Annotated in this window: 18 protein-coding genes and 1 riboswitch; of the genes, 12 read left to right on the top strand and 6 right to left on the bottom strand. The window is 72.7% G+C overall.

From position 1 onward, the window contains the following. Positions 1-218: 218 nt before the first annotated feature. From AB0I06_RS28750 to AB0I06_RS28765, 4 genes are all read left to right on the top strand, one after another. A complete protein-coding gene (locus AB0I06_RS28750) occupies positions 219-1,583 on the top strand; it encodes a pitrilysin family protein (protein ID WP_363121777.1) in 1,365 nt (454 codons plus the stop codon). After that, a complete protein-coding gene (locus tag AB0I06_RS28755) occupies positions 1,580-2,968 on the top strand; it encodes a pitrilysin family protein (protein ID WP_363121740.1) in 1,389 nt (462 codons plus the stop codon). The genes AB0I06_RS28750 and AB0I06_RS28755 overlap by 4 nt, the downstream gene beginning before the upstream one ends. Positions 2,969-3,158: 190 nt before the next feature. Continuing rightward, positions 3,159-3,323: riboswitch (cyclic di-AMP (ydaO/yuaA leader) on the top strand. A 12-nt stretch (positions 3,324-3,335) separates the two neighbouring features. Beyond that, complete coding sequence (locus AB0I06_RS28760; protein WP_363121741.1) at positions 3,336-4,124, top strand: M23 family metallopeptidase; 789 nt, start codon at positions 3,336-3,338, stop codon at positions 4,122-4,124. 188 nt (positions 4,125-4,312) lie between these two features. Beyond that, on the top strand, positions 4,313-5,008 hold the full coding sequence (locus tag AB0I06_RS28765; RefSeq protein WP_363121742.1) for a GntR family transcriptional regulator: 696 nt from the start codon (positions 4,313-4,315) through the stop codon (positions 5,006-5,008). A 158-nt stretch (positions 5,009-5,166) separates the two neighbouring features. On the opposite strand, the gene AB0I06_RS28770 is transcribed toward AB0I06_RS28765, so the two are convergent. Continuing rightward, the gene (locus tag AB0I06_RS28770; protein WP_033308341.1) at positions 5,167-5,448 is read right to left on the bottom strand and encodes an HPr family phosphocarrier protein; all 282 of its coding nucleotides are present in this window, start codon (positions 5,446-5,448) and stop codon (positions 5,167-5,169) included. Between the two features lie 177 nt (positions 5,449-5,625). Here AB0I06_RS28770 and AB0I06_RS28775 point away from each other — a divergent pair, with 177 nt between their 5' ends. Genes AB0I06_RS28775 through AB0I06_RS28790 form a run of 4 tightly spaced genes read left to right on the top strand, consistent with a single transcriptional unit; the run spans position 5,626 to position 11,283 of the window. Continuing rightward, complete coding sequence (locus tag AB0I06_RS28775; RefSeq protein WP_363121743.1) at positions 5,626-8,751, top strand: GNAT family N-acetyltransferase; 3,126 nt, start codon at positions 5,626-5,628, stop codon at positions 8,749-8,751. Positions 8,752-8,793: 42 nt separating this feature from the next. Then, positions 8,794-9,390 (top strand): DUF5998 family protein, encoded by a 597-nt coding sequence (locus AB0I06_RS28780; protein WP_363121744.1) that lies wholly within the window; start codon positions 8,794-8,796, stop codon positions 9,388-9,390. Further along, complete coding sequence (locus tag AB0I06_RS28785) at positions 9,390-10,586, top strand: nucleotide pyrophosphatase/phosphodiesterase family protein (protein WP_363121745.1); 1,197 nt, start codon at positions 9,390-9,392, stop codon at positions 10,584-10,586. Before AB0I06_RS28780 ends, AB0I06_RS28785 begins: the two co-directional genes overlap by 1 nt. 46 nt (positions 10,587-10,632) lie before the next feature. Continuing rightward, positions 10,633-11,283 (top strand): thymidine kinase, encoded by a 651-nt coding sequence (locus AB0I06_RS28790; RefSeq protein ID WP_363121746.1) that lies wholly within the window; start codon positions 10,633-10,635, stop codon positions 11,281-11,283. 19 nt (positions 11,284-11,302) lie between these two features. Here AB0I06_RS28790 and AB0I06_RS28795 read toward each other — a convergent pair whose 3' ends face one another. Further along, on the bottom strand, positions 11,303-12,106 hold the full coding sequence (locus tag AB0I06_RS28795; protein WP_363121747.1) for a VOC family protein: 804 nt from the start codon (positions 12,104-12,106) through the stop codon (positions 11,303-11,305). 251 nt (positions 12,107-12,357) lie between these two features. Between AB0I06_RS28795 and AB0I06_RS28800 the strand changes: the two genes are divergently transcribed. Beyond that, a complete protein-coding gene (locus AB0I06_RS28800; RefSeq protein WP_363121748.1) occupies positions 12,358-13,209 on the top strand; it encodes a sulfurtransferase in 852 nt (283 codons plus the stop codon). 63 nt (positions 13,210-13,272) lie between these two features. On the opposite strand, the gene sepH is transcribed toward AB0I06_RS28800, so the two are convergent. The 3 genes from sepH to AB0I06_RS28815 all read right to left on the bottom strand — a co-directional run bounded on the left by sepH (position 13,273) and on the right by AB0I06_RS28815 (position 17,235). After that, complete coding sequence (gene sepH, locus AB0I06_RS28805) at positions 13,273-14,307, bottom strand: septation protein SepH (RefSeq protein WP_363121749.1); 1,035 nt, start codon at positions 14,305-14,307, stop codon at positions 13,273-13,275. 410 nt (positions 14,308-14,717) lie between these two features. Next, on the bottom strand, positions 14,718-16,037 hold the full coding sequence (locus tag AB0I06_RS28810) for a D-arabinono-1,4-lactone oxidase (protein ID WP_363121750.1): 1,320 nt from the start codon (positions 16,035-16,037) through the stop codon (positions 14,718-14,720). Next, positions 15,997-17,235, bottom strand: a complete 1,239-nt coding sequence (locus AB0I06_RS28815; protein ID WP_363121751.1) for an MFS transporter — start codon at positions 17,233-17,235, stop codon at positions 15,997-15,999. The genes AB0I06_RS28810 and AB0I06_RS28815 overlap by 41 nt, the downstream gene beginning before the upstream one ends. A 170-nt stretch (positions 17,236-17,405) precedes the next feature. On the opposite strand from AB0I06_RS28815, the gene AB0I06_RS28820 reads away from it, so the two are divergent. Further along, positions 17,406-18,533 carry a ferrochelatase gene (locus tag AB0I06_RS28820; RefSeq protein ID WP_363121752.1) on the top strand — a complete coding sequence of 376 codons (1,128 nt, stop codon included), beginning with the start codon at positions 17,406-17,408 and terminating at the stop codon, positions 18,531-18,533. An 8-nt stretch (positions 18,534-18,541) separates the two neighbouring features. Further along, entirely contained in the window at positions 18,542-19,357 is an 816-nt protein-coding gene (locus AB0I06_RS28825; RefSeq protein ID WP_363121753.1) for an inositol monophosphatase family protein, read from the top strand. A 150-nt stretch (positions 19,358-19,507) separates the two neighbouring features. Here AB0I06_RS28825 and AB0I06_RS28830 read toward each other — a convergent pair whose 3' ends face one another. Beyond that, positions 19,508-19,681 (bottom strand): hypothetical protein, encoded by a 174-nt coding sequence (locus AB0I06_RS28830; RefSeq protein WP_363121754.1) that lies wholly within the window; start codon positions 19,679-19,681, stop codon positions 19,508-19,510. A 415-nt stretch (positions 19,682-20,096) separates the two neighbouring features. Here AB0I06_RS28830 and AB0I06_RS28835 point away from each other — a divergent pair, with 415 nt between their 5' ends. After that, positions 20,097-20,750 (top strand): response regulator transcription factor, encoded by a 654-nt coding sequence (locus AB0I06_RS28835; RefSeq protein WP_003993508.1) that lies wholly within the window; start codon positions 20,097-20,099, stop codon positions 20,748-20,750. Positions 20,751-20,754 lie beyond the last annotated feature (4 nt).

A 20,754-nucleotide genomic window follows, 5' to 3' on the forward strand; every position in this document is an offset into this window, starting at 1 on the left:
CGGCTCCTTGCTGCTGCGATCCAGATCTGACGCGGACCATTGTGGACCGCCGCACTGACAAGCGGGACCAGGGCCCGGGGCAAGCGGCGCCTGCGCACGCGGACCGAGGTCGTCCCCGGGAACTTCACCAGGGCTTCGCGCGCTTGCATACAGTGGCAGGACCGGCAGGAATCCGCGGTCTGAACAACCGCTCAGCGAGCGAAGGGACGTACATGCCCATGGGTCACACGGCCACAGCCCAGGCAGGCTCCGGGGGCCTGACAGCGACCGAGCACCGCCTGGCCAACGGCCTGCGCGTGGTGCTCTCTGAGGACCACCTGACCCCGGTCGCGGCGGTGTGCCTCTGGTACGACGTCGGCTCACGCCACGAAGTCAAGGGGCGTACCGGCCTGGCTCACCTTTTCGAGCACTTGATGTTCCAGGGATCCGCCCAGGTCAAGGGCAACGGCCACTTCGAGCTGGTCCAGGGCGCGGGCGGTTCGCTGAACGGCACGACCAGCTTCGAGCGGACCAACTACTTCGAGACCATGCCCGCCCACCAGCTGGAGCTCGCCCTCTGGCTGGAGGCCGACCGGATGGGCTCCCTGCTGACCGCGCTCGACGACGAGTCGATGGAGAACCAGCGGGACGTCGTCAAGAACGAGCGCCGCCAGCGCTATGACAACGTCCCCTACGGCACGGCCTTCGAGAAGCTGACCGCCCTCGCCTATCCGGAGGGCCACCCCTACCACCACACCCCGATCGGCTCGATGGCCGACCTGGACGCGGCGACGCTGGAGGACGCGCGCGCGTTCTTCCGCACGTACTACGCGCCGAACAACGCCGTGCTGTCCGTGGTCGGCGACATCGACCCGGAGCAGACGCTGGCCTGGGTCGAGAAGTACTTCGGCTCCATCCCCGGCCACGACGGCAAGCCCGCCCCGCGCGACGGCTCGCTGCCGGAGATCATCGGCGAGCAGCTGCGCGAGGTCGTCGAGGAGGACGTCCCCGCGCGTGCGCTGATGGCCGCCTACCGGCTGCCGCACGACGGCACGCGCGAATGCGACGCGGCCGACCTGGCCCTCACCGTCCTCGGCGGCGGCGAGTCCTCCCGCCTCTACAACCGCCTGGTGCGGCGCGACCGTACGGCCGTGGCGGCCGGATTCGGCCTGCTGCGGCTCGCCGGGGCGCCCTCCCTGGGGTGGCTGGACGTGAAGACGTCCGGTGACGTGGAGGTCCCGGTCATCGAGAGCGCCATCGACGAGGAGCTCGCCCGGTTCGCCGAGGAGGGCCCCACGGCCGAGGAGATGGAGCGCGCCCAGGCCCAGTTGGAGCGCGAGTGGCTGGACCGCCTCGGCACGGTCGCGGGCCGCGCCGACGAACTGTGCCGGTACACCGTGCTGTTCGGCGACCCGCAGCTCGCCCTGACCGCCGTCAACCGCGTCCTGGAGATCACGGCGGAGGAGGTCCAGGAGGCCGCCAAGGCCCGCCTGCGCCCCGACAACCGCGCGGTGCTCGTCTACGAGCCCGTCGCCGACGAGACCGACGAGACCGACGACACCGCAGCCGCGGCCGGCGACGAGAACGAGGAGGCGGCCAAGTGACCGAGCTCGCCACGATGGACTTCCACCCCCGGCCGCAGGCGGGCGAGGCGCGCCCCTGGGCCTTCCCGGCCCCCGAGCGCGGCACGCTCGGCAACGGCCTGACGGTGCTGCGCTGCCACCGCCCCGGTCAGCAGGTCGTCGCGGTGGAGGTGCTGCTGGACGCCCCCCTGGACGCCGAGCCGGCCGGCCTCGACGGTGTGGCCACGATCATGGCCCGGGCCTTCTCCGAGGGCACCGACAAGCACTCCGCCGAGGACTTCGCCGCCGAGCTGGAGCGCGCCGGAGCCACCCTCGACGCCCACGCCGACCACCCGGGCGTCCGGCTCAGCCTGGAGGTGCCCGCCTCCCGGCTCGCCAAGGGACTGAACCTGATCGCCGACGCCCTGAGGGCGCCCGCGTTCGCCGACAGCGAGGTCGAGCGGCTGGTCCGCAACCGCCTCGACGAGATCCCGCACGAGCTGGCCAACCCCTCCCGCCGCGCCGCCAAGGAGCTCTCCAGGGAGCTGTTCCCGGCGGGCTCGCGCATGTCGCGGCCCCGGCAGGGCACCGAGGAGACGGTCGCGACGATCGACTCCGCGGCCGTGCGCGGCTTCTACGAGAAGCACGTCCGCCCCGCCACGGCCACCGTGGTGGTCGTCGGCGACCTGACCGGCATCGACCTCGACGCCCTGCTCGGGGAGACCCTGGGCGCCTGGACGGGCTCCTCGGCCGAGCCGCGCCCGGTGCCGCCGGTGACCGCCGACGACACCGGCCGGGTCGTCATCGTGGACCGCCCGGGCGCCGTCCAGACGCAGTTGCTGATCGGCCGTGTCGGCCCGGACCGGCACGACCGCGTGTGGCCCGCGCAGGTGCTCGGCACGTACTGCCTGGGCGGCACCCTCACCTCCCGCCTGGACCGCGTCCTGCGCGAGGAGAAGGGCTACACCTACGGCGTGCGGGCGTTCGGCCAGGTCCTCAGGTCCGCGCCGGACGGCACCGGTGCCGCGATGCTCGCCATCAGCGGTTCCGTGGACACGCCCAACACCGGCCCCGCCCTGGAGGACCTCTGGACGGTGCTGCGCACCCTCTCCGCCGAGGGGCTGACCGACGCCGAGCGGGACGTCGCCGTGCAGAACCTGGTCGGCGTGGCGCCGCTGAAGTACGAGACGGCGGCGGCCGTCGCGAGCACGCTGGCCGACCAGGTCGAGCAGCACCTGCCCGACGACTACCAGGCCACCCTGTACCGGCAGCTCGCGGCCACCGGCACCGTGGAGGCCACCGCGGCGGCCGTGAGCGCCTTCCCGGTGGACCGTCTGGTGACCGTTCTCGTCGGTGACGCGGCGCAGATCAAGGCACCCGTCGAGGCCCTCGGCATCGGCGAAGTCACCGTCGTCGCCGCCGAGTAGCGGCACGCGCTCAGGGGCCCTGGTCGTCTTCGAAGGCACCAGGGCCCCTTTATGCCCGAATTGATACGGAGGTTGCCTGTCTGCCCTGTGGGATGCGCTACAAAAGCCGGGATTCATTTGGGAATTGAAAGTGACGCCGCTTAGCGTCATCCGGGCTGTTCGTCAGGCAGTGCGCCGCACCCGCGGCACCGGACAGTCATCGCCGAGTCCCCGTACGGCGCGAGCCAGGGGAGCCGGGGACCCATCGCAGTCCCTGGGGTGAATCGGACGCCCGCGCCCGTGGCGAGGGAGTCCGTAGGAGACCTTCCTGCTCCGAACCCGTCAGCTAACCCGGTAGGCGAGAGGGAAGGAAAGGACCAGCCACTTCATGGCGTTCACTCGCGCCACCGGCAAGCACCGTCGTCCCAGCAGGATCCAGCGCGGCACCGCCCGCGCGGCGGGCGTCGCGGCCCTCGCCACCACCGGCGTGATCGGCACCGTGGCGGCCCCCGCTGCCTTCGCCGCCGAGCCCACCGCCGAGCAGACGGGTCTCACCCCGGTCGTCACCATGGGCGACACCGTGGCCCAGCAGATCGACGCCCAGGCCATCGCGCAGCAGCAGGCCGCCGACGAGGCCGCCGCCAAGCAGAAGGCCGAGGAGGCCGCCCGCAAGCGTGCCGCCGAGGCCGCCCAGGAGGCCAAGGAAGCCGCCGAGAAGGCCCGCGAGGCCAAGGAGCGCGCCGCCCGCGAGGCCGAGCGCAAGCGCCTCAACGCCTTCGTGGCCCCGATCTCCGGCTCGTACGTCTCCACCGGCTACAAGGCGAGCAGCGGCCTGTGGTCCTCCGGCAGCCACACCGGCGTCGACTTCCACGCCGCCACCGGCACCTCCGTCCACGCGGTCGGCGCGGGCACCGTCGTCGAGGCCGGCTGGGGCGGCTCCTACGGCAACCAGATCGTGATCAAGATGCACGACGGGACGTACACGCAGTACGGCCACCTGTCCTCCATCGGCGTCTCGGTCGGCCAGCAGGTCACCCCGGGCCAGCAGATCGGCCTGTCCGGCGCGACCGGCAACGTCACCGGTCCGCACCTGCACTTCGAGGCCCGCACGAGCCCCGAGTACGGCTCGGACATCGACCCGGTCGCCTACCTGCGCTCGCACGGCGTGAACGTCTGACCGGCACCTCGTCGCTCTCCCCGAAGCCCCGGCTCCCCGAGCCGGGGCTTTCGGCGTTCACGGCGGCGGAGTGTCCAAAAAATATTCATGGATTCCCGCTTGCCGTCGGAAATTCCGGCTCATTGCAATAGAGTCACGGAACACGCGCCGCTCGCCGGCGTTTCACGGGGATTAAGCGGAGGTCGGTCATGCGTATTCCCGCGCACTCGGTGTGCACGGCCATCCGGGACGACATCGTCGCCGGTGTCCACGCGCGCGGCAGCCGGCTCACCGAAGAACTCCTCGCGCGCCGCTACGGCGTCTCGCGGGTCCCCGTGCGGGAGGCGCTGCGCACCCTGGAGGCCGAGGGCTTCGTGGTGACCCGGCGGCACGCGGGCGCGTGCGTGGCCGAACCCACCGAGCAGGAGGCCGCCGACCTGCTGGAGATGCGGCTGCTGCTGGAGCCGCTCGGCGCCGCACGGGCCGCCCAGCGCCGCACCGAGGGGCATCTGAAGGTCCTGCGGGGGCTGGTCAGGCTGGGCCAGGAGCGGGCCCGCCGGGGCAACAGCGACGACCTGCGTTCCTTGGGCGGCTGGTTCCACGAGACGCTCGCCCAGGCCTCCGGGAGTCCCGCGCTGACCTCGATGCTCACCCAGCTCCGCCACAAGATCGCCTGGATGTACGCCGTGGACGCGCCGCTGAGTCCGGTGGAGTCCTGGGCGGAGCACGGCGCGATCGTGGACGCGGTGGCGCGCGGCGACGGCGAGCGCGCGCGGGCGGTCACGGCGCTGCACACCGAGCGCGCGGCGGGCGCGCACCGCTTGCGCTCCGGCTCCGCCGGGGAAGGCGCCGAGCGTGTGAGGAACTCGCAACATCCCGTAAACACGGCGAGCCTGCGGCATTAACACGGCAGCCGTATACAAAGAGAGCAGTCAATTTCCGGGGGTCTCTTTCAGCTGCCCGGATTCCTGAATTCGTTCCCCATTCCGGCGGCAAATGGCGAAGGGCCCGCCCGGTGAATTCGGACGAGCCCTTCGCTGTACGCCCGATCGGGCGCTCGGGATCAGACGGTCTCGGGCAGTTCCTCGAGACCCTCGGAGACCAGCTTCGCGAGCCGGTCCAGGGCGGCGTCCGCGCCCTCGGCGTCGGAGGCGAGGACGATCTCCTCGCCACCCTGTGCGCCGAGGCCGAGGACGGCCAGCATGGAGGCCGCGTTGACGGGCTTGCCGTCGGCCTTGGCGATCGTCACCGGGACGCCTGCGGCCGTGGCGGCTCGGACGAAGATGGAGGCGGGACGGGCGTGGAGACCCTCGGCCCAGCCGACGTTGACGCGGCGCTCAGCCATGTGTTGCTGCCCTTCGCTTTTCAGGGTTGTCTAGACCAGTTTCCCATACCGTGAAGCCGTACCGGGAGCGGTCCTCGGACCGCCCCGGGGTGCCGTCGGATCGCGGCCTCGACCCGACTGACGCCCTCCACAGACTGCCTCGCGCCGCTGTCGGACGCTAGCCGTACTCTGGGGCCCATGCAGACCTCGCCGGACCGGCACGAGTATCCCGCCCACTGGGAAGCCGACGTGGTGCTGCGCGACGGGGGCACCGCGCGCATCCGGCCCATCACCGTTGATGACGCCGATCGCCTGGTCAGCTTCTACGAGCAGGTCTCCGACGAGTCGAAGTACTACCGCTTCTTCGCGCCGTACCCTCGCCTGTCCGCCAAGGACGTCCACCGCTTCACGCACCACGACTTTGTGGACCGGGTGGGACTCGCGGCCACGGTGGGCGGCGAGTTCATCGCCACCGTACGCTACGACCGGATCGGCGCCGACGGAACGCCCGCGTCCGCACCCGCCGACGAGGCCGAGGTCGCCTTCCTCGTGCAGGACGCCCACCAGGGCCGCGGAGTCGCCTCCGCCCTGCTGGAACACATCGGAGCCGTCGCCCGCGAGCGCGGCATCCGCCGCTTCGCCGCCGAGGTGCTGCCCGCCAACACCAAGATGATCAAGGTGTTCACGGACGCCGGCTACACCCAGAAGCGCAGTTTCGAGGACGGCGTCGTCCGTCTGGAGTTCGACCTCGAACCCACCGACCGCTCCCTGGCCGTGCAGTACGCGCGCGAGCACCGCGCCGAGGCGCGGTCCGTGCAGCGGCTGCTCGCACCCGGCTCGGTCGCCGTCATCGGGGCCGGTCGCACACCCGGCGGCGTGGGCCGCAGCGTCCTCGGCAACATCCGGGACGCCGGCTACGGCGGCCGCCTCTACGCGGTGAACAAGGCCCTGCCGGAGGGGCACAAGGAGCTCGACGGGGTGCCCGCGCACCGCTCGGTCCGGGACATCGACGGCCCCGTCGACCTCGCCGTCGTCGCGGTGCCGGCCGATCACGTCCCCGAGGTCGTCACCGAGTGCGGCGAGCACGGCGTCCAAGGGCTGGTCGTCGTCTCCGCCGGGTACGCCGAGAGCGGCCCCGAGGGGCGCGAACGCCAGCGCGCACTCGTCCGGCAGGCCCGCACGTACGGCATGCGGATCATCGGGCCGAACGCCTTCGGCATCATCAACACCTCCCCCCGGGTGAGGCTCAACGCCTCCCTCGCCCCCGAGGTGCCGCGCCCGGGCCGGATCGGCCTGTTCGCCCAGTCCGGAGCCATCGGCATCGCCCTGCTCTCCCGGCTGCACCGGCGCGGCGGCGGTGTCACGGGCGTGACCGGAGTCTCCACCTTCGTCTCCTCCGGCAACCGCGCCGACGTCTCCGGCAACGACGTCCTTCAGTACTGGTACGAGGACCCCGACACCGACGTCGTCCTCATGTACCTGGAGTCCATCGGCAACCCCCGCAAGTTCACCCGCCTCGCCCGCCGCACCGCCGCCGCCAAGCCCCTGGTCGTCGTCCAGGGCGCCCGGCACGGCGCCGCCCCCCAGGGGCACGCCGTCCGGGCGACCCGGCTGCCGCACGCGACCGTCTCGGCGCTGCTGCGGCAGGCCGGTGTGATCAGGGTCGACACCATCACCGAGCTGGTGGACGCGGGCCTGCTGCTCGCCCGCCAGCCCCTGCCCGCCGGGCCCCGGGTGGCGATCCTCGGCAACTCCGAATCGCTCGGCCTGCTCACCTACGACGCGTGCCTGGCCGAGGGGCTGCGCCCGCATCCGCCGCAGGACCTGACCACCGCCGCCTCAGCGGCGGACTTCCACGCGGCCCTGTCCCGCGCGCTGGCCGACGACCGGTGCGACGCCGTCGTCGTCACCGCCATACCGTCGGTGGGGGAGGGCTCGGTCGGTGACGCCGCCCTCGCGCAGGCCCTGCGCTCGGCCGCGGCCGCGGCCCCCTCCAAGCCGGTCCTGGTCGTCCACGTGGAGCTCGGCGGCCTGGCGGAGGCCCTGTCGGCGGCGGCGAGCACGGCCCCGCAGACCGCGGCGGACCCCGACGCCCCCCGCCCGGCCCCGCAGGCCCCGGCGGACCCCGACGAAGCGGCACGCCCGGCACCGCGGGCCGCCGGGGACCCCGAGGAGGCTCCCCGCCGGGACCCGCGGGCCGCCGGGAACTCCGACGAGGCCCCTCGCCGGGACCCGCGGGCCGCCGGGAACTCCGACGAGGCCCCTCGCCGGGACCCGCGGGCCGCCGGGAACTCCGACGAGGCCCCCCGTCGGGCCCCGCAGGCCGCCGGGAACTCCGACGAAGCCCCCCGCTCGGCCCCGCAGACCGCAGCGGACCCCGACGACGCCCCCCGCCCGGCACCCGCCGGACGACGCCCTGCGGCCCCGGAGGCCCAGGCCGCCGCCGAGGCCCCCGAAGGCGCCCACCTCATCCCCGCCTATCCCGCCGCCGAGCGCGCCGTACGCGCCCTCGGCCAGGCCGTCGCCTACGCGCAGTGGCGGCGCGACGCCGCCGAACCCGGCAAGGTGCCCGAGTACGAGGACATCGACGAGAAGGGCGCCGCCGCGCTGATCGACGGCCTGCTCGCGCGCGGGCAGGGCCTCACGCTCGGCACGGACGAGACCTGCGACCTCCTCGGTCACTACGGCGTCCGAGTCCACCGCGCCCTGCCCGCCCCGACCCCCGACGCGGCCGTCGAAGCCGCCCGCGCCCTCGGCTACCCCGTGGCCCTCAAGGCCACCGCCCCGCACCTCAGGCACCGCGCCGACCTCGGCGGCGTCCGGCTCGACCTCGCGGACGAGGAGCAACTGCGCCGCGCGTACGCCGAATTGACCGAACTGTTCGGCTCTCCGGAGGAGCTGCGGCCGGTCGTGCAGCGAATGGCGCCGCGCGGCGTGGACGTCGTCGTACGCGCCGTCATCGACCCCGCGGCCGGGGCCGTGCTCTCCTTCGGGCTCGCCGGGGCCGCCTCGCAGTTGCTCGGCGACACCGCGCACCGGCTGATCCCGGTCACCGACCGGGAGGCGACCTCGCTGGTCCGTTCGATCCGCACCGCCCCCCTGCTGTTCGGATGGCGCGGCTCCGCACCCGCCGACACCCGCGCCCTGGAGGAGCTGCTGCTGCGGGTGTCCCGGCTGGTCGACGACCACCCCGAGGTCGTCGCGGTCACCCTGGAGCCGGTCGTCGTCGCCTCGCAGGGCCTGAGCGTCCTCGGCGCCTCCGTGCGCCTCGCGCCGCCGCCCGCCCGTGACGACCTCGGCCCGCGGACCCTCCCCGCCTACTGACAGGGGGCGAGCTGTCCCTCGCACTCAGTGGTCCCCCGTAGGATGGGCGTCATGGCCAAGACCAGTACGACGACCCAGGGGCTGCGGGCGGCGATCGAGCGCAGCGGCTACTACCCGGCCCTCGTGGCCGAGGCGGTGGAGGCCGCCGTGGGCGGCGAGCCCATCCGGTCGTACCTGGTCCACCAGGAGACGACGTTCGACCAGAACGAGGTCCGGCGGCACGTGACGGTGCTCGTCCTCACGGACAACCGCTTCATCGTCAGCCACACCGACGAGCAGGCCGCCGACAGCACCTCCCCCACTCCGTACGCCACCACCTCGACCGAGTCCGTGAAGATCGGCCGCATCTCGTCGATCGTGGTCAGCCGCGTGGTCGCCAACCCCGAGTCCTACAAGCCGGGCACCCTGCCCCGCGAGGTCGTCCTCACCATCGGCTGGGGCGCCGTCTCCCGCATCGACCTGGAGCCGGCCGCCTGCGGCGACCCCAACTGCGAGGCGGACCACGGCTACACCGGCAACTCCACGGCGGACGACCTCAGCCTGCGCGTCAGCGAGGCCGGCGACGGACCGGAGACCGTGCGCGAGGCGCTCGCCTTCGCACAGGCCCTCTCCGAGGCGACCGCGGACGTCACCCGCTGATGGCACAGCCCAAGACGGTCTGGGACGACCACCCCGAACCGCTCACCGTCGCCTCCGCACCGGTACCCGAGTACGGCAGCGGATCGCTCGCCGACCTCCTGCCCACCCTGGCCGCCGGTCTGGGCGTACCGGACATGAGCGCCACGATCACCGAGCTGACCCCGGCCGACCGCAACTGCGTGTTCCTGATCGACGGCCTCGGCTGGGAGCAGCTCAGGGCGCATCCCGACGAAGCCCCCTTCATGGCGTCCCTGCTCGCCACCTCCCGCGGAGGCACCGGGCGTCCGCTCACCGCCGGCTACCCGGCGACCACGGCGACCTCGCTCGCCTCCGTCGGCACCGGCCTGCCGCCCGGCGCGCACGGCCTGCCGGGCTACACCGTGCGCAACCCCGACACCGGCCAGCTGATGAACCAGCTGCGCTGGCAGCCGTGGACCCCGCCCGGCCCCTGGCAGCCGTACCCCACGGTCTTCCAGCTGGCGCACGCGGCCGGGGTGCACGCCGCGCAGGTGTCGTCCCCGACCTTCGAGAACACCCCGCTGACCAAGGTCGCGCTCAGTGGAGGCACCTTCCTCGGACGGCTGTCCGGCGAGGACCGCGTCGACCTGGCGGCCGAGCAACTGGCCGCGGGCGACCGCTCCCTGATCTACACGTACTTCGCCGAGGTCGACGGCGCCGGGCACCGCTTCGGGGTCGACTCCGACGCCTGGCGCGGCCAGCTCATGTACGCCGACCGCCTGGTCCAGCGCCTGGCCGAGCAACTGCCGCCGCGCAGCGCCCTCTACGTCACCGCCGACCACGGCATGATCGACGTGCCCTTCGACGAGCAGCACCGCATCGACTTCGACGAGGACTGGGAGCTGAGCGCCGGGGTCGCCCTGCTCGGCGGCGAGGGCCGCGCCCGCCACGTCTACGCGGTGCCCGGCGCGGCGAACGACGTGCTGACCTGCTGGCGCGAGGTGCTCGGCGAGCAGTTCTGGGTGGCCTCGCGCGACGAGGCCATCGCGGCCGGCTGGTTCGGCCCGCACATCGACGAACGGGTCTACGGCCGGATCGGCGACGTGGTCGCGGCAGCGCGCGACGACGTCCTGCTCATCGCCTCCGAGCGGGAGCCGAAGGAGTCGGCGATGGTCGGCAACCACGGTTCGATGACCCCCGCCGAGCAGCTGGTCCCCCTGCTCGAAGTACGCTCCTGAAACAGCCCCGCCCCGACCTCCCACGCCGAAAGGTGCTCATCTCCCCATGCCCGAGCTGGTGTTCTTCTGCGGAACGATGGACTGCGGGAAGTCGACGCTGGCTCTCCAGATCGAACACAACCGCTCGGCGCGCGGCCTTCAGGGCATGATCTTCTCGCGTGACGACCGCGCCGGCGAGGGCAAGCTCTCCTCCCGTCTCGGTCTGGTCACGGACGCGGTGGAGGTCGGGGACGGACAGGACCTCTACGGCTACCTCGTCGACCACCTCTCGCAGGGCGGCCGCGCGGACTACGTGATCGCCGACGAGGCCCAATTCCTCGCCCCGGAGCAGATCGACCAACTGGCCCGGGTGGTCGACGACCTGAGCCTCGACGTCTACGCCTTCGGCATCACGACCGACTTCCGCTCCAAGCTGTTCCCCGGCTCGCAGCGGCTGGTGGAACTGGCCGACCGGGTCGAGGTGCTCCAGGTGGAGGCGCTGTGCTGGTGCGGAGCCCGCGCCACGCACAACGCCCGCACCATAGGCGGGGTGATGGTCGTCGAAGGGGCCCAGGTCGTCGTCGGCGATGTCACCCACTCCGCCGACGAGATCGGCTACGAGGTGCTGTGCCGCCGTCACCACCGCCGCCGCATGACCGCCGCGACGGCTCGCGCGGCGGCCCTGTCCCCGGACGTGCTGCCGGTGACATCCGCCTGACCCGCGGCATGCCGGGCCGTCAGCCCGGCCGTTGCAGCAGCGCGAACCGCGCCCCTTCCGGATCCGCCACGTGCGCCACCCGCCCGTGAGGGGTGTCGTGCACCGGCTCGATGACGTGCCCGCCCAGGTGGACGAGCTGGTCCAGGGCGTCGTCCACGTCGGCGACCTGGAAGTACGTGACCCAGTGCGCCCCCCGGTCCCGGGGCAGGGCGTGCCCCAGGCCGTGGATGCCGGCGACGGGTCCGCCGCCCAGGTGCAGGGTCACGTGGTCGAAGTCGGCGGAGACCTCCGGCTCCTCCTCGTAACCGAACACCGTGCGGTAGAACTTGGCGGCGCTCGCCGACTCGTAGGTCAGCAGTTCGTTCCAGGCGGGTGTGCCGGGGACGCCCGCGACGGCGGTGCCGAGATGCGCGGCGGCCTGCCAGATGCCGAAGATCGCGCCGGAGGGGTCGGAGCCGATGGCGAGGCGGCCCGCGTCGGCGGCGTCGAGCGGGCCCACTCCGATCGTGCCGCCGCGGCTGCGCACCGTCTCGGCCGTCAGATCCACGTCCTGAGAGGCGAAGTAGGGCGTCCACGCGATGGGCAGATGGCGGTCCGGAGGCAGCCGCCCGAGGCCGGCCACCTCGCACCCGTCGAGCAGCGCGCGCACATACGGGCCGAGCTGTTGCGGGCCAGGCTGGAACTCCCAGCCGAACAGCGCCCCGTAGAACTCCTCGGTCGCGGCCGGGCTGTGCACCATCAGGCTCACCCAGCAGGGTGTGCCGGGCGCGTGCCGAGCGGATGTGTCACCGTTCGGCCCGGCGGGTCCCCGTGCGTCGGTCATCGTCACTCTCTTCTCGGCCTCGCGGTGGCCGTGCTCTCCGCAGCCCTGCCGGGGCAGCCCTGTGGGGCGTCCCCAGTCCGGGAGAATGCCCGATGTGCGGGCCCCTGTCCCTTGCGGCGCGCTTGTCGACGTGTGTCGTTCAGCTGTACAGCATGTGCTTGTTCGCGTACGGCGCGTGATCGTCCCGCTCCGGCCGAGCAGAGTAGCCGGGCGGGGACGGCTCGGCCACCCCGTGCGCGAGGATGGGGGCCATGAACGCCATCATCTCCGCACCCGATCTCGCGAGGGACCTCGCGGGTGCCCACCCGCCGGCCCTGCTCGACGTCCGCTGGCAGCTCACCGCGGCGAAGGCGGCCGGCGAGCCGCCGTTCGACGGCCGGGCCGCGTACGAGTCAGGGCACCTGCCCGGGGCCGTCTACGTAGACCTGGACCGGGAGTTGGCCTCCGCGCCGGGCGCGGGCGGACGCCATCCGCTGCCGGACCTGGCGCACTTCGGTGCCGCGATGCGCCGGGCGGGCGTGTCGTCCGGGACACCGGTCGTCGTCTACGACGGCGGCCAGGGCTGGGCGGCGGCAAGGGCGTGGTGGCTGCTGCGCTGGACGGGTCACCCGGACGTGCGGGTCCTCGACGGCGGGTTGCCGTCCTGGGAGGGGCCGTTGGAGACGTCCGTGACGGTTCCGGCGGAGGGTGACTTCGTGCCCGAGCCGGGGGCGACCGGGTTGCTCGACGCCGATGCCGCCGCCGCGCTGGCCCGGTCCGGGGTGCTGCTGGACGCGCGGGCGGGGGAGCGCTACCGGGGCGAGGTGGAGCCGATCGACCCGGTGGCCGGGCACATCCCGGGCGCGGTGTCGGCGCCCACCACACAGAACGTCGGGGCCGACGGGCGGTTCCTGCCGGCCGGTGAACTGCGCACGCGGTTCAAGGAACTCGGCGTGGGCGACGGCGTACGGGTCGGTGTGTACTGCGGGTCGGGGGTCTCGGCGGCCCACGAGGTCCTGGCGCTGGCGGCCGCCGGCATCCCGGCCGAGCTGTACGTGGGGTCGTGGTCGGAGTGGTCCTCGGACCCGGACCGGCCGGTCGCCGTCGGGCCGGATCCGCAGTGACCTGACACGAGGTGAGGGCCGCGCCCGGCAGGCGCGGCCCCGTCAACTCGACAGCCGGTTCGGCTACTCCTGCTTCTTGCGCCGCGTCCCGAACACGATCTCGTCCCAGCTCGGCACGGCCGCTCTGCGGCCCGGGCGCACCCCGTCCGCCTCGGCCTGGCGGTCGGTGGCGCCGATGAGCCGGTCGCGGTGGCTGCCCACCGACCGCGGCATGAGGACGTCCGCGTAGGCGGAACCGGCACCGGCGGAGGCGGCGGGAGCCGGGGGCTCCTCCTCCTCGACCTCGGCGACGACGGTCTCCTCCTCGGGCTCCGCCGGGGGGAGTTCGGGAACCACCAGGTCGCCGCGGAAGCTGGGCACCGCCTCCAGCAGGCTGGTCAGCGAGTCGCGTTCACCGGTGGTCTCCTCGGCCGGTTCGGATGCCTGGGCGGGCAGACTGGGCCGCTCGGGGCGGTCCAGCGGCCTGTCGCGTGGCAGGCGCGCGATGCGGGGGACGAACGGGAAGCTGGGCTCGGGCGCGGCCAGGTCGTCGGACTCGCCGATGAGGGAGCGGGCTTCGTCGTCGACGGCCTGGACGAGCCGCCGGGGCGGGTCGTAGGTCCAGCTCGCCGAGTGCGGTTCGCCCGCGACGCGGTAGACCAGCAGGACTTCCCAGGTGCCGTCGTCGCGGCGCCACGAGTCCCACTGGACGGTGTCCTTGTCGGCGCCGCGCAGCAGCAGCCGCTCCTGCACGGCCTCGCCCAGCGGCGGACCGGAGTTCTCGCCGGGGCGGCGGACCGGGGTCTTGCGGGCCCGCTCGGCCATGAAGGCACGCTCGGCGAGCACGGGGCCCTCGAAGCGGCGCACCCGGTCGACGGGGATGCCTGCCATCTGCGCGACCTCTTCCGCGGTCGCGCCCGCACGTATACGTGCCTGGATGTCGCGGGGGCGGAGGTGGCTCTCCACCTCGATCTCGATCTGGCCGAGACGGGGACGGTCGCCACGCACGGCGGCGCGCAGGCGTTCGTCGATCGGAAGCGTGTACTCCGTAGAATCGGCAGCCTTCAGCACCAGCCGTGTGCCGTCATTCGAGACGGCCACGACACGCAGTTCGGGCATGGGGACCTCCCGGGTGGTGCCTGCCGACGTCACGTGCGTCGCTGCTTCCGCTAGTCGAGTGTGGCCTGCCCGGGTGCAGCCTGCCACAACCTTGCCGAGTTGCCCGGCGTGTCGGGCGCGGGCCCTGGATCGCCGTTATGGCACGGTTACCTATTCGCAACGCTAAGTGACGAACCCTGTCACCCTGTGCAACTAGCCCCCTCCCGGCGGTCCTTAAAGGCCCCGTACACCCTTACGGGAGACCGGACCCAGGGCTCGCCACAGTACTCCATTTGGGCCACGTGCGTGGATTGGCGCGCCGTCCGACTTCTCGCAAGAGGGGGGACTCGGCCGTCACTTGCCCCCGTTTTTCGATCTTGAACGTGGGGAACTTCACGTCGTCGCCGGGAGCGCCGTCCCCGGTGCGTCGCCTACGCCCCCAGAACCCTCCGCAAGTAGTCGTTCTGGAACCGGCGTTCCGGGTCGAGCCGATCCCGCAGCGCCGTGAACTCGCCGAAGCGCGGATACACCCCGGAGAAGTACTCGGCGTCCCGCGTGTGGATCTTGCCCCAGTGCGGACGGCCCTCGTGAGCGGTGAAGATGCGCTCGGCGGCGGTGAAGTACCGCTGGTAGGGCGTGCCCTGGAACATGTGGACGGCGATGTACGCGGTGTCCCGGCCGGAGGCGGTGGACAGCGTGATGTCGTCGGCGGGGGCGGTGCGCACCTCGACGGGGAAGCTCACCCGCAGGCCGGAGCGGTCCACCATCGCCTTCAGCTCGCGCAGCGTCTCGACCACCGCCGCACGCGGAACGGCGTACTCCATCTCCACGAAGCGCACCCGGCGCGGGGACGTGAAGACCTTGTAGGGGATGTCCGTGTAGGTCCGCGCGGACAGGGCCTTGCTGGAGATCTGGGCGATCGCGGGGATCGTGGCGGGAACCGCGCGGCCGACCCAGTTGGCCACCTGGAAGACGCCGTTGGAGAGGAACTCGTCCTCGAACCAGCTCTGGAGCTGCGGCACCGGCTTCTCCGGGCCCGCGCTGCGGTTGTTGCGCTTGGTGTTGGTGCTGCCGGTGTGCGGGAACCAGTAGAACTCGAAGTGCTCGTTCTCGGCCCAGAGTTCCTCGAAGTCCGCGAGAACCTTGTCGAACGGCATCGGCTCCTCGCGGGCCGTGAGCAGGAAGACCGGCTCGACGGCGAACGTGATCGCGGTGATGATGCCCAGCGCGCCCAGACCGATCCGGGCGGCGGCGAAGACCTCCGGGTTCTCCTTCTCGGAACAGGTGAGGACGGAGCCGTCGGCCGTGACCAGTTCCAGGCCCTTGATCTGGGCGGCGATCGAGGCGGAGTCACGGCCCGTGCCGTGCGTGCCGGTGCTGGTGGCGCCGGAGACCGTCTGCTCCATGATGTCGCCCATGTTCGTCAGCGACAGGCCCTCGCGCGCGAGGGCGATGTTGAGCCTTTTCAGCGGGGTGCCGGCCTCCACGGTGACCGTCATGTTCTCGCGGTCGATGCCGCGGATGCCGGTCAGCAGATGAGGGCGGATCAACACGCCGTCCGTCGCGGCTATGGACGTGAAGGAGTGTCCGGTGCCGACGGCCTTCACCTTCAGGCCGTCCTCGGCCGCCCGCCGCACGGCGGCGGCCAGTTCGTCGACGGATGCCGGAGTGACCTCGCGCGCCGGTCGCGCGCAGACGTTGCGGCCCCAGTTACGCCACGTGCCGTTCTTTCCGTGCGCTGTGCTGCTCAACGGAGCCTCCCCGACCCGGTGCCGGCCGCTTGAGCCGGCGGAAACCGAGGAAACCCACCGCGACCGCGACGGCCCCGGCCACGGCCGGAACCCCGTACCCCGCACGCGCCCCGGCCGCGTCGATCACCCAGCCGGCCGCGGAGGAGCCGAGTGCGACCCCCACCGCGAGCCCGGTGCTCACCCAGGTCATGCCTTCGGTGAGCTGCGCGCGTGGTACGTGCTCTTCGATGAGGGACATGGTCGTGATCATCGTGGGAGCGATGGACAGACCCGCAACGAACAGCGCCACGGCCAGAAACGGCAAGTTTCCGACCAGTAGGAGGGGGATCATACTCACGGCCATGGCACATACGCCCAGCAGCCACCGTCGTTCCGGCGCCCCGGCGAAGTGCAGCAGCCCGAAGATCATGCCCGCCACACAGGAACCCGCCGCGTACACGGCGAGGACGACGCTCGCCGCGGCCTTGTGGCCCTCCTCGTCGGCGAAGGCCACGGTGACGACGTCGACCGCCCCGAAGATCGCGCCGGTGGCGACGAAGGTGGCCACCAGGACCTGGAGGCCCGGCGCGCGCAGCGCGCTGCCGCCGCCCTTGCGCTCGCGCGGGTGCGGCTCGGGTTCGGTGGCGCGCTGCGCGGTCAGCCAGAACACGCCGACGGCCAGGAAGCAGGCGGCCAGCAACGGTCCGGCCTCCGGGAACCAGGCCGTGGACAGGCCGATGGAGATGATCGGCCCGAAGATGAAGCACACCTCGTCCACCACGGACTCGAAGGAGTACGCGGTGTGCAGCTGCGGGGTCCCGCGGTACAGCGCCGCCCAGCGGGCCCGGATCATCGCGCCGACGCTCGGCACGCAGCCGATGCCGGCGCAGGCCACGAACAGCACCCAGTCCGGCCAGCCGTAGTGCGCGGCGAACAGCAGGAGGGCGGCCGCCACGAGCGAGATCAGCGTGGCCGGGCGCAGCACCCGCCGCTGCCCGTACTGGTCCACCAGACGCGAGACCTGCGGACCGGCCACGGCCGCGGCCAGCGCGATGGTCGCCGACAGGCCACCGGCCAGCCCGTACCGCCCGGTGAGCTGGGAGACCATCGTGACCACGCCGATGCCCATCATCGACAGCGGCATCCGGCCGAGGAAGCCCGCAGCGGAGAAACCCTTGGAGCCGGGAGCGGCGAACAGGGCGCGGTAGGGGCTGGGCAACGGGGTCTCCGAAGGGCTCAGTAAGCTGCGAACGCAGTCGACACAGCTTACGGCCCGGAACGCCCCGACGCACCCGTCCGGCCCAGCGCCGGACCGCCCCGGGGCGGGGTGCCACGCGGGCGTCCCCCGGCCGTTTCCCGGCTGTCGGCGCGGGGTGGCAGGATCGACTCATGCCAGACGCGCGCGATGTCAGCCCCTACGACGCCCTGCTCCTGCTCTCGTTCGGCGGCCCGGAAGGCCCGGACGACGTGGTCCCGTTCCTGGAGAACGTCACACGTGGGCGCGGCATCCCCAAGGAACGCCTCAAGGAAGTCGGGCAGCACTACTTCCTGTTCGGCGGGGTCAGCCCGATCAACGACCAGAACCGCGCCCTGCTGGACGCCCTGCGCAAGGACTTCGCCGAGCACGGCCTGGACCTGCCGGTCTACTGGGGCAATCGCAACTGGGCGCCGTACCTGACGGACACGCTGCGCGACATGGTCCGCGACGGCCGCCGCCGCATCCTGGTCCTCGCCACCAGCGCCTACGCCTCGTACTCGGGCTGCCGCCAGTACCGCGAGAACCTCGCGGACTCGCTCGCGGCCCTCGAGGCCGAGGGCCTGGAGCCGCCGAGGGTCGACAAGCTCCGGCACTACTTCAACCACCCGGGCTTCCTGGAGCCCATGATCGACGGGGTGCTCCGGTCCCTCGCCGAGCTCCCCGAGGGCGTCCGGGACGGGGCGCACCTCGCCTTCTCGACGCACTCGATCCCGACGGCCTCCGCCGACACCTCGGGCCCCGTCGAGGAGCACGGCGACGGCGGCGCCTACGTGAAGCAGCACCTGGACGTGGCGCGGCAGATCGCGGACGCCGTGCGGGAGCGCACCGGCGTCGACCACCCCTGGCAGCTCGTCTACCAGTCCCGCTCCGGCGCCCCGCACATCCCGTGGCTGGAGCCCGACATCTGCGACCACCTCGACGAGCGGCACGCGGCCGGTGTCCCGGCCGTCGTCATCGCCCCCATCGGCTTCGTCTCCGACCACATGGAGGTCCTCTACGACCTCGACACGGAGGCAAGGGCCCGGGCCGAGGAGCTGGGGCTGCCGATGCGGCGTTCGGCCACCGTCGGCGCCGACCCGAGGTTCGCCGCCGCCGTCCGCGAGCTGGTCGTGGAGCGCGCCGCCGCCGAGCGCGGGCAGGACGTGACGCCGTGCGCGCTGGGCGCCCTGGGCGCGAGCCACAACCTCTGCCCGGTCGGCTGCTGCCCGGCCCGCGCCCCCCGGCCCGCCGCCGCGGGCGCCGACAGCCCCTACGCGTGAGGAGTCCCGTGACCGACCCCCTGCACTCGGACCTGCTCGCACTCGCCCAGGAGGCCGCCGGCCGCGCCGGCGCCCTGCTGCGGGACGGCCGGCCGGCCGACCTGGCGGTCGCCGCGACCAAGTCCAGCCCCATCGACGTGGTGACCGAGATGGACATCGCGGCGGAGAAGCTGATCACGGGCCTGATCGCCGAGCGCCGTCCGGACGACGGCGTGCTCGGCGAGGAGGGCGCCGCCACGGAGGGCACGAGCGGCGTCCGCTGGGTGATCGACCCGCTCGACGGCACGGTGAACTACCTGTACGGCCTGCCCACCTGGGCCGTCTCCATCGCCGCCGAGCAGGACGGCGAGACCGTCGTCGGCGTGGTCGCGGCACCGATGCGCGGCGAGACGTTCCACGCCGTGCGCGGCCGGGGCGCCTGGGCCACCGGCGCCTGGGACGGTGAGCGCCGGCTGGCCTGCCGTCCCGCGCCGCCCCTGGACCAGGCACTGGTCTCGACGGGCTTCAACTACGTGGCCGACGTCCGCGCCCACCAGGCCGACGTGGCCCAGCGGCTGATCCCGCTGCTGCGCGACATCCGGCGCGGCGGCTCGGCCGCGGTCGACCTGTGCGACGTGGCCGCGGGACGCCTCGACGGCTACTACGAACGAGGTCTGCACCCCTGGGACCTCGCCGCGGGGGACCTCATCGCCCGGGAAGCGGGCGCGCTGACCGGTGGACGCCCCGGGGAGCGCCCCTCAGGCGAGCTGGCGGTGGCGGGCACCCCTGGCGTCTTCGAGCCCCTCCAGAGGCTCCTGGAGGACTTCGGCGCCTGGCACGACTGAGACGGACGAGGGCCCCCGGACGACGGCCGACGGCAGGCTGAACTCCAGGTGAACGCGCGCCCACCGGTTCCGCGCGCTCCTCGGGCGGCCCTGTGGCAAGGAAGCGGGCCCCGGCGCTGGATTCGCCGGGGCCCGCTTCCTGCGGCCTGATCAGACGCTCGTCGCGCTGACCTCCACACCGTGCTCGGCGGCGAGTCGGCGCAGGTCGTCGAGCTCGCCCTGCTCCACGTCGACGAGGAACTCGTCGCCCTCGTCGCGAGCCCGGGACAGATCGGACTCGGTCGCCCTTATGCGCTGCAGAAGTCCTGCGGTGAATGCGTCCATGCTGCGCCCCCTCGTCCTGGGTCGTGGGTCGATGGCACGGGGGTGTGCCGTTCGGAAGGGACGATCACGCCGCATGTGGATGCCCAGCGCCGCACGGCCGGGCGGCGACGGTGCCGGACACCCACGCCCGCCCTGCGGAAAAGCGGATTGATGCACACCGCATGGTGCTGCGGCGCCGACAGAGCGTGATCGTGGGATGTAAAGCCGTCCTCCCCAAGCTCCCTTCCGTGGAAACCTAACCGGAGGAGAAAATCTCGTATTCCCTCGCGCGCTCACCGCCTCTCACCCGCCTTACCTCCGACTTATGACCGAAAAGGGCAGGATGGAGAGCAACACACCACGACACCGTCGTAGACCCCTGCCCGCGTGCGCTCGATGAGGGCTGCGCGGGCGGACATCAGGAAGGACCAGGAACGTGCGCGTACTCGTCGTCGAGGACGAGCAACTGCTCGCCGATGCGGTGGCCACCGGACTGCGCCGGGAGGCCATGGCCGTCGACGTCGTGTACGACGGCGCGGCCGCCCTGGAGCGCATCGGCGTCAACGACTACGACGTGGTCGTCCTGGACCGCGACCTCCCGCTCGTGCACGGCGACGACGTCTGCCGCAAGATCGTCGAGCTCGGCATGCCCACCCGCGTGCTGATGCTGACGGCCTCCGGCGACGTCAGCGACCGGGTCGAGGGACTGGAGATCGGCGCCGACGACTACCTGCCCAAGCCGTTCGCGTTCAGCGAGCTCATCGCCCGCGTGCGCGCCCTCGGCCGGCGCACCAGCGTGCCCCTGCCGCCCGTCCTGGAGCGCGCCGGGATCAAGCTCGACCCCAACCGCCGCGAGGTCTTCCGTGACGGCAAGGAGGTGCAGCTCGCGCCCAAGGAGTTCGCCGTCCTGGAGGTGCTGATGCGCAGCGAGGGCGCCGTCGTCTCCGCGGAGCAGCTCCTGGAGAAGGCGTGGGACGAGAACACCGACCCGTTCACCAACGTCGTGCGGGTGACGGTCATGACCCTGCGCCGCAAGCTGGGCGAGCCGCCCGTCATCGTCACCGTCCCCGGCTCCGGCTACCGGATCTGAGATA

The sequence above is a fragment of the Streptomyces sp. NPDC050674 genome, from assembly GCF_040654575.1.
Lineage (GTDB): Bacteria > Actinomycetota > Actinomycetes > Streptomycetales > Streptomycetaceae > Streptomyces.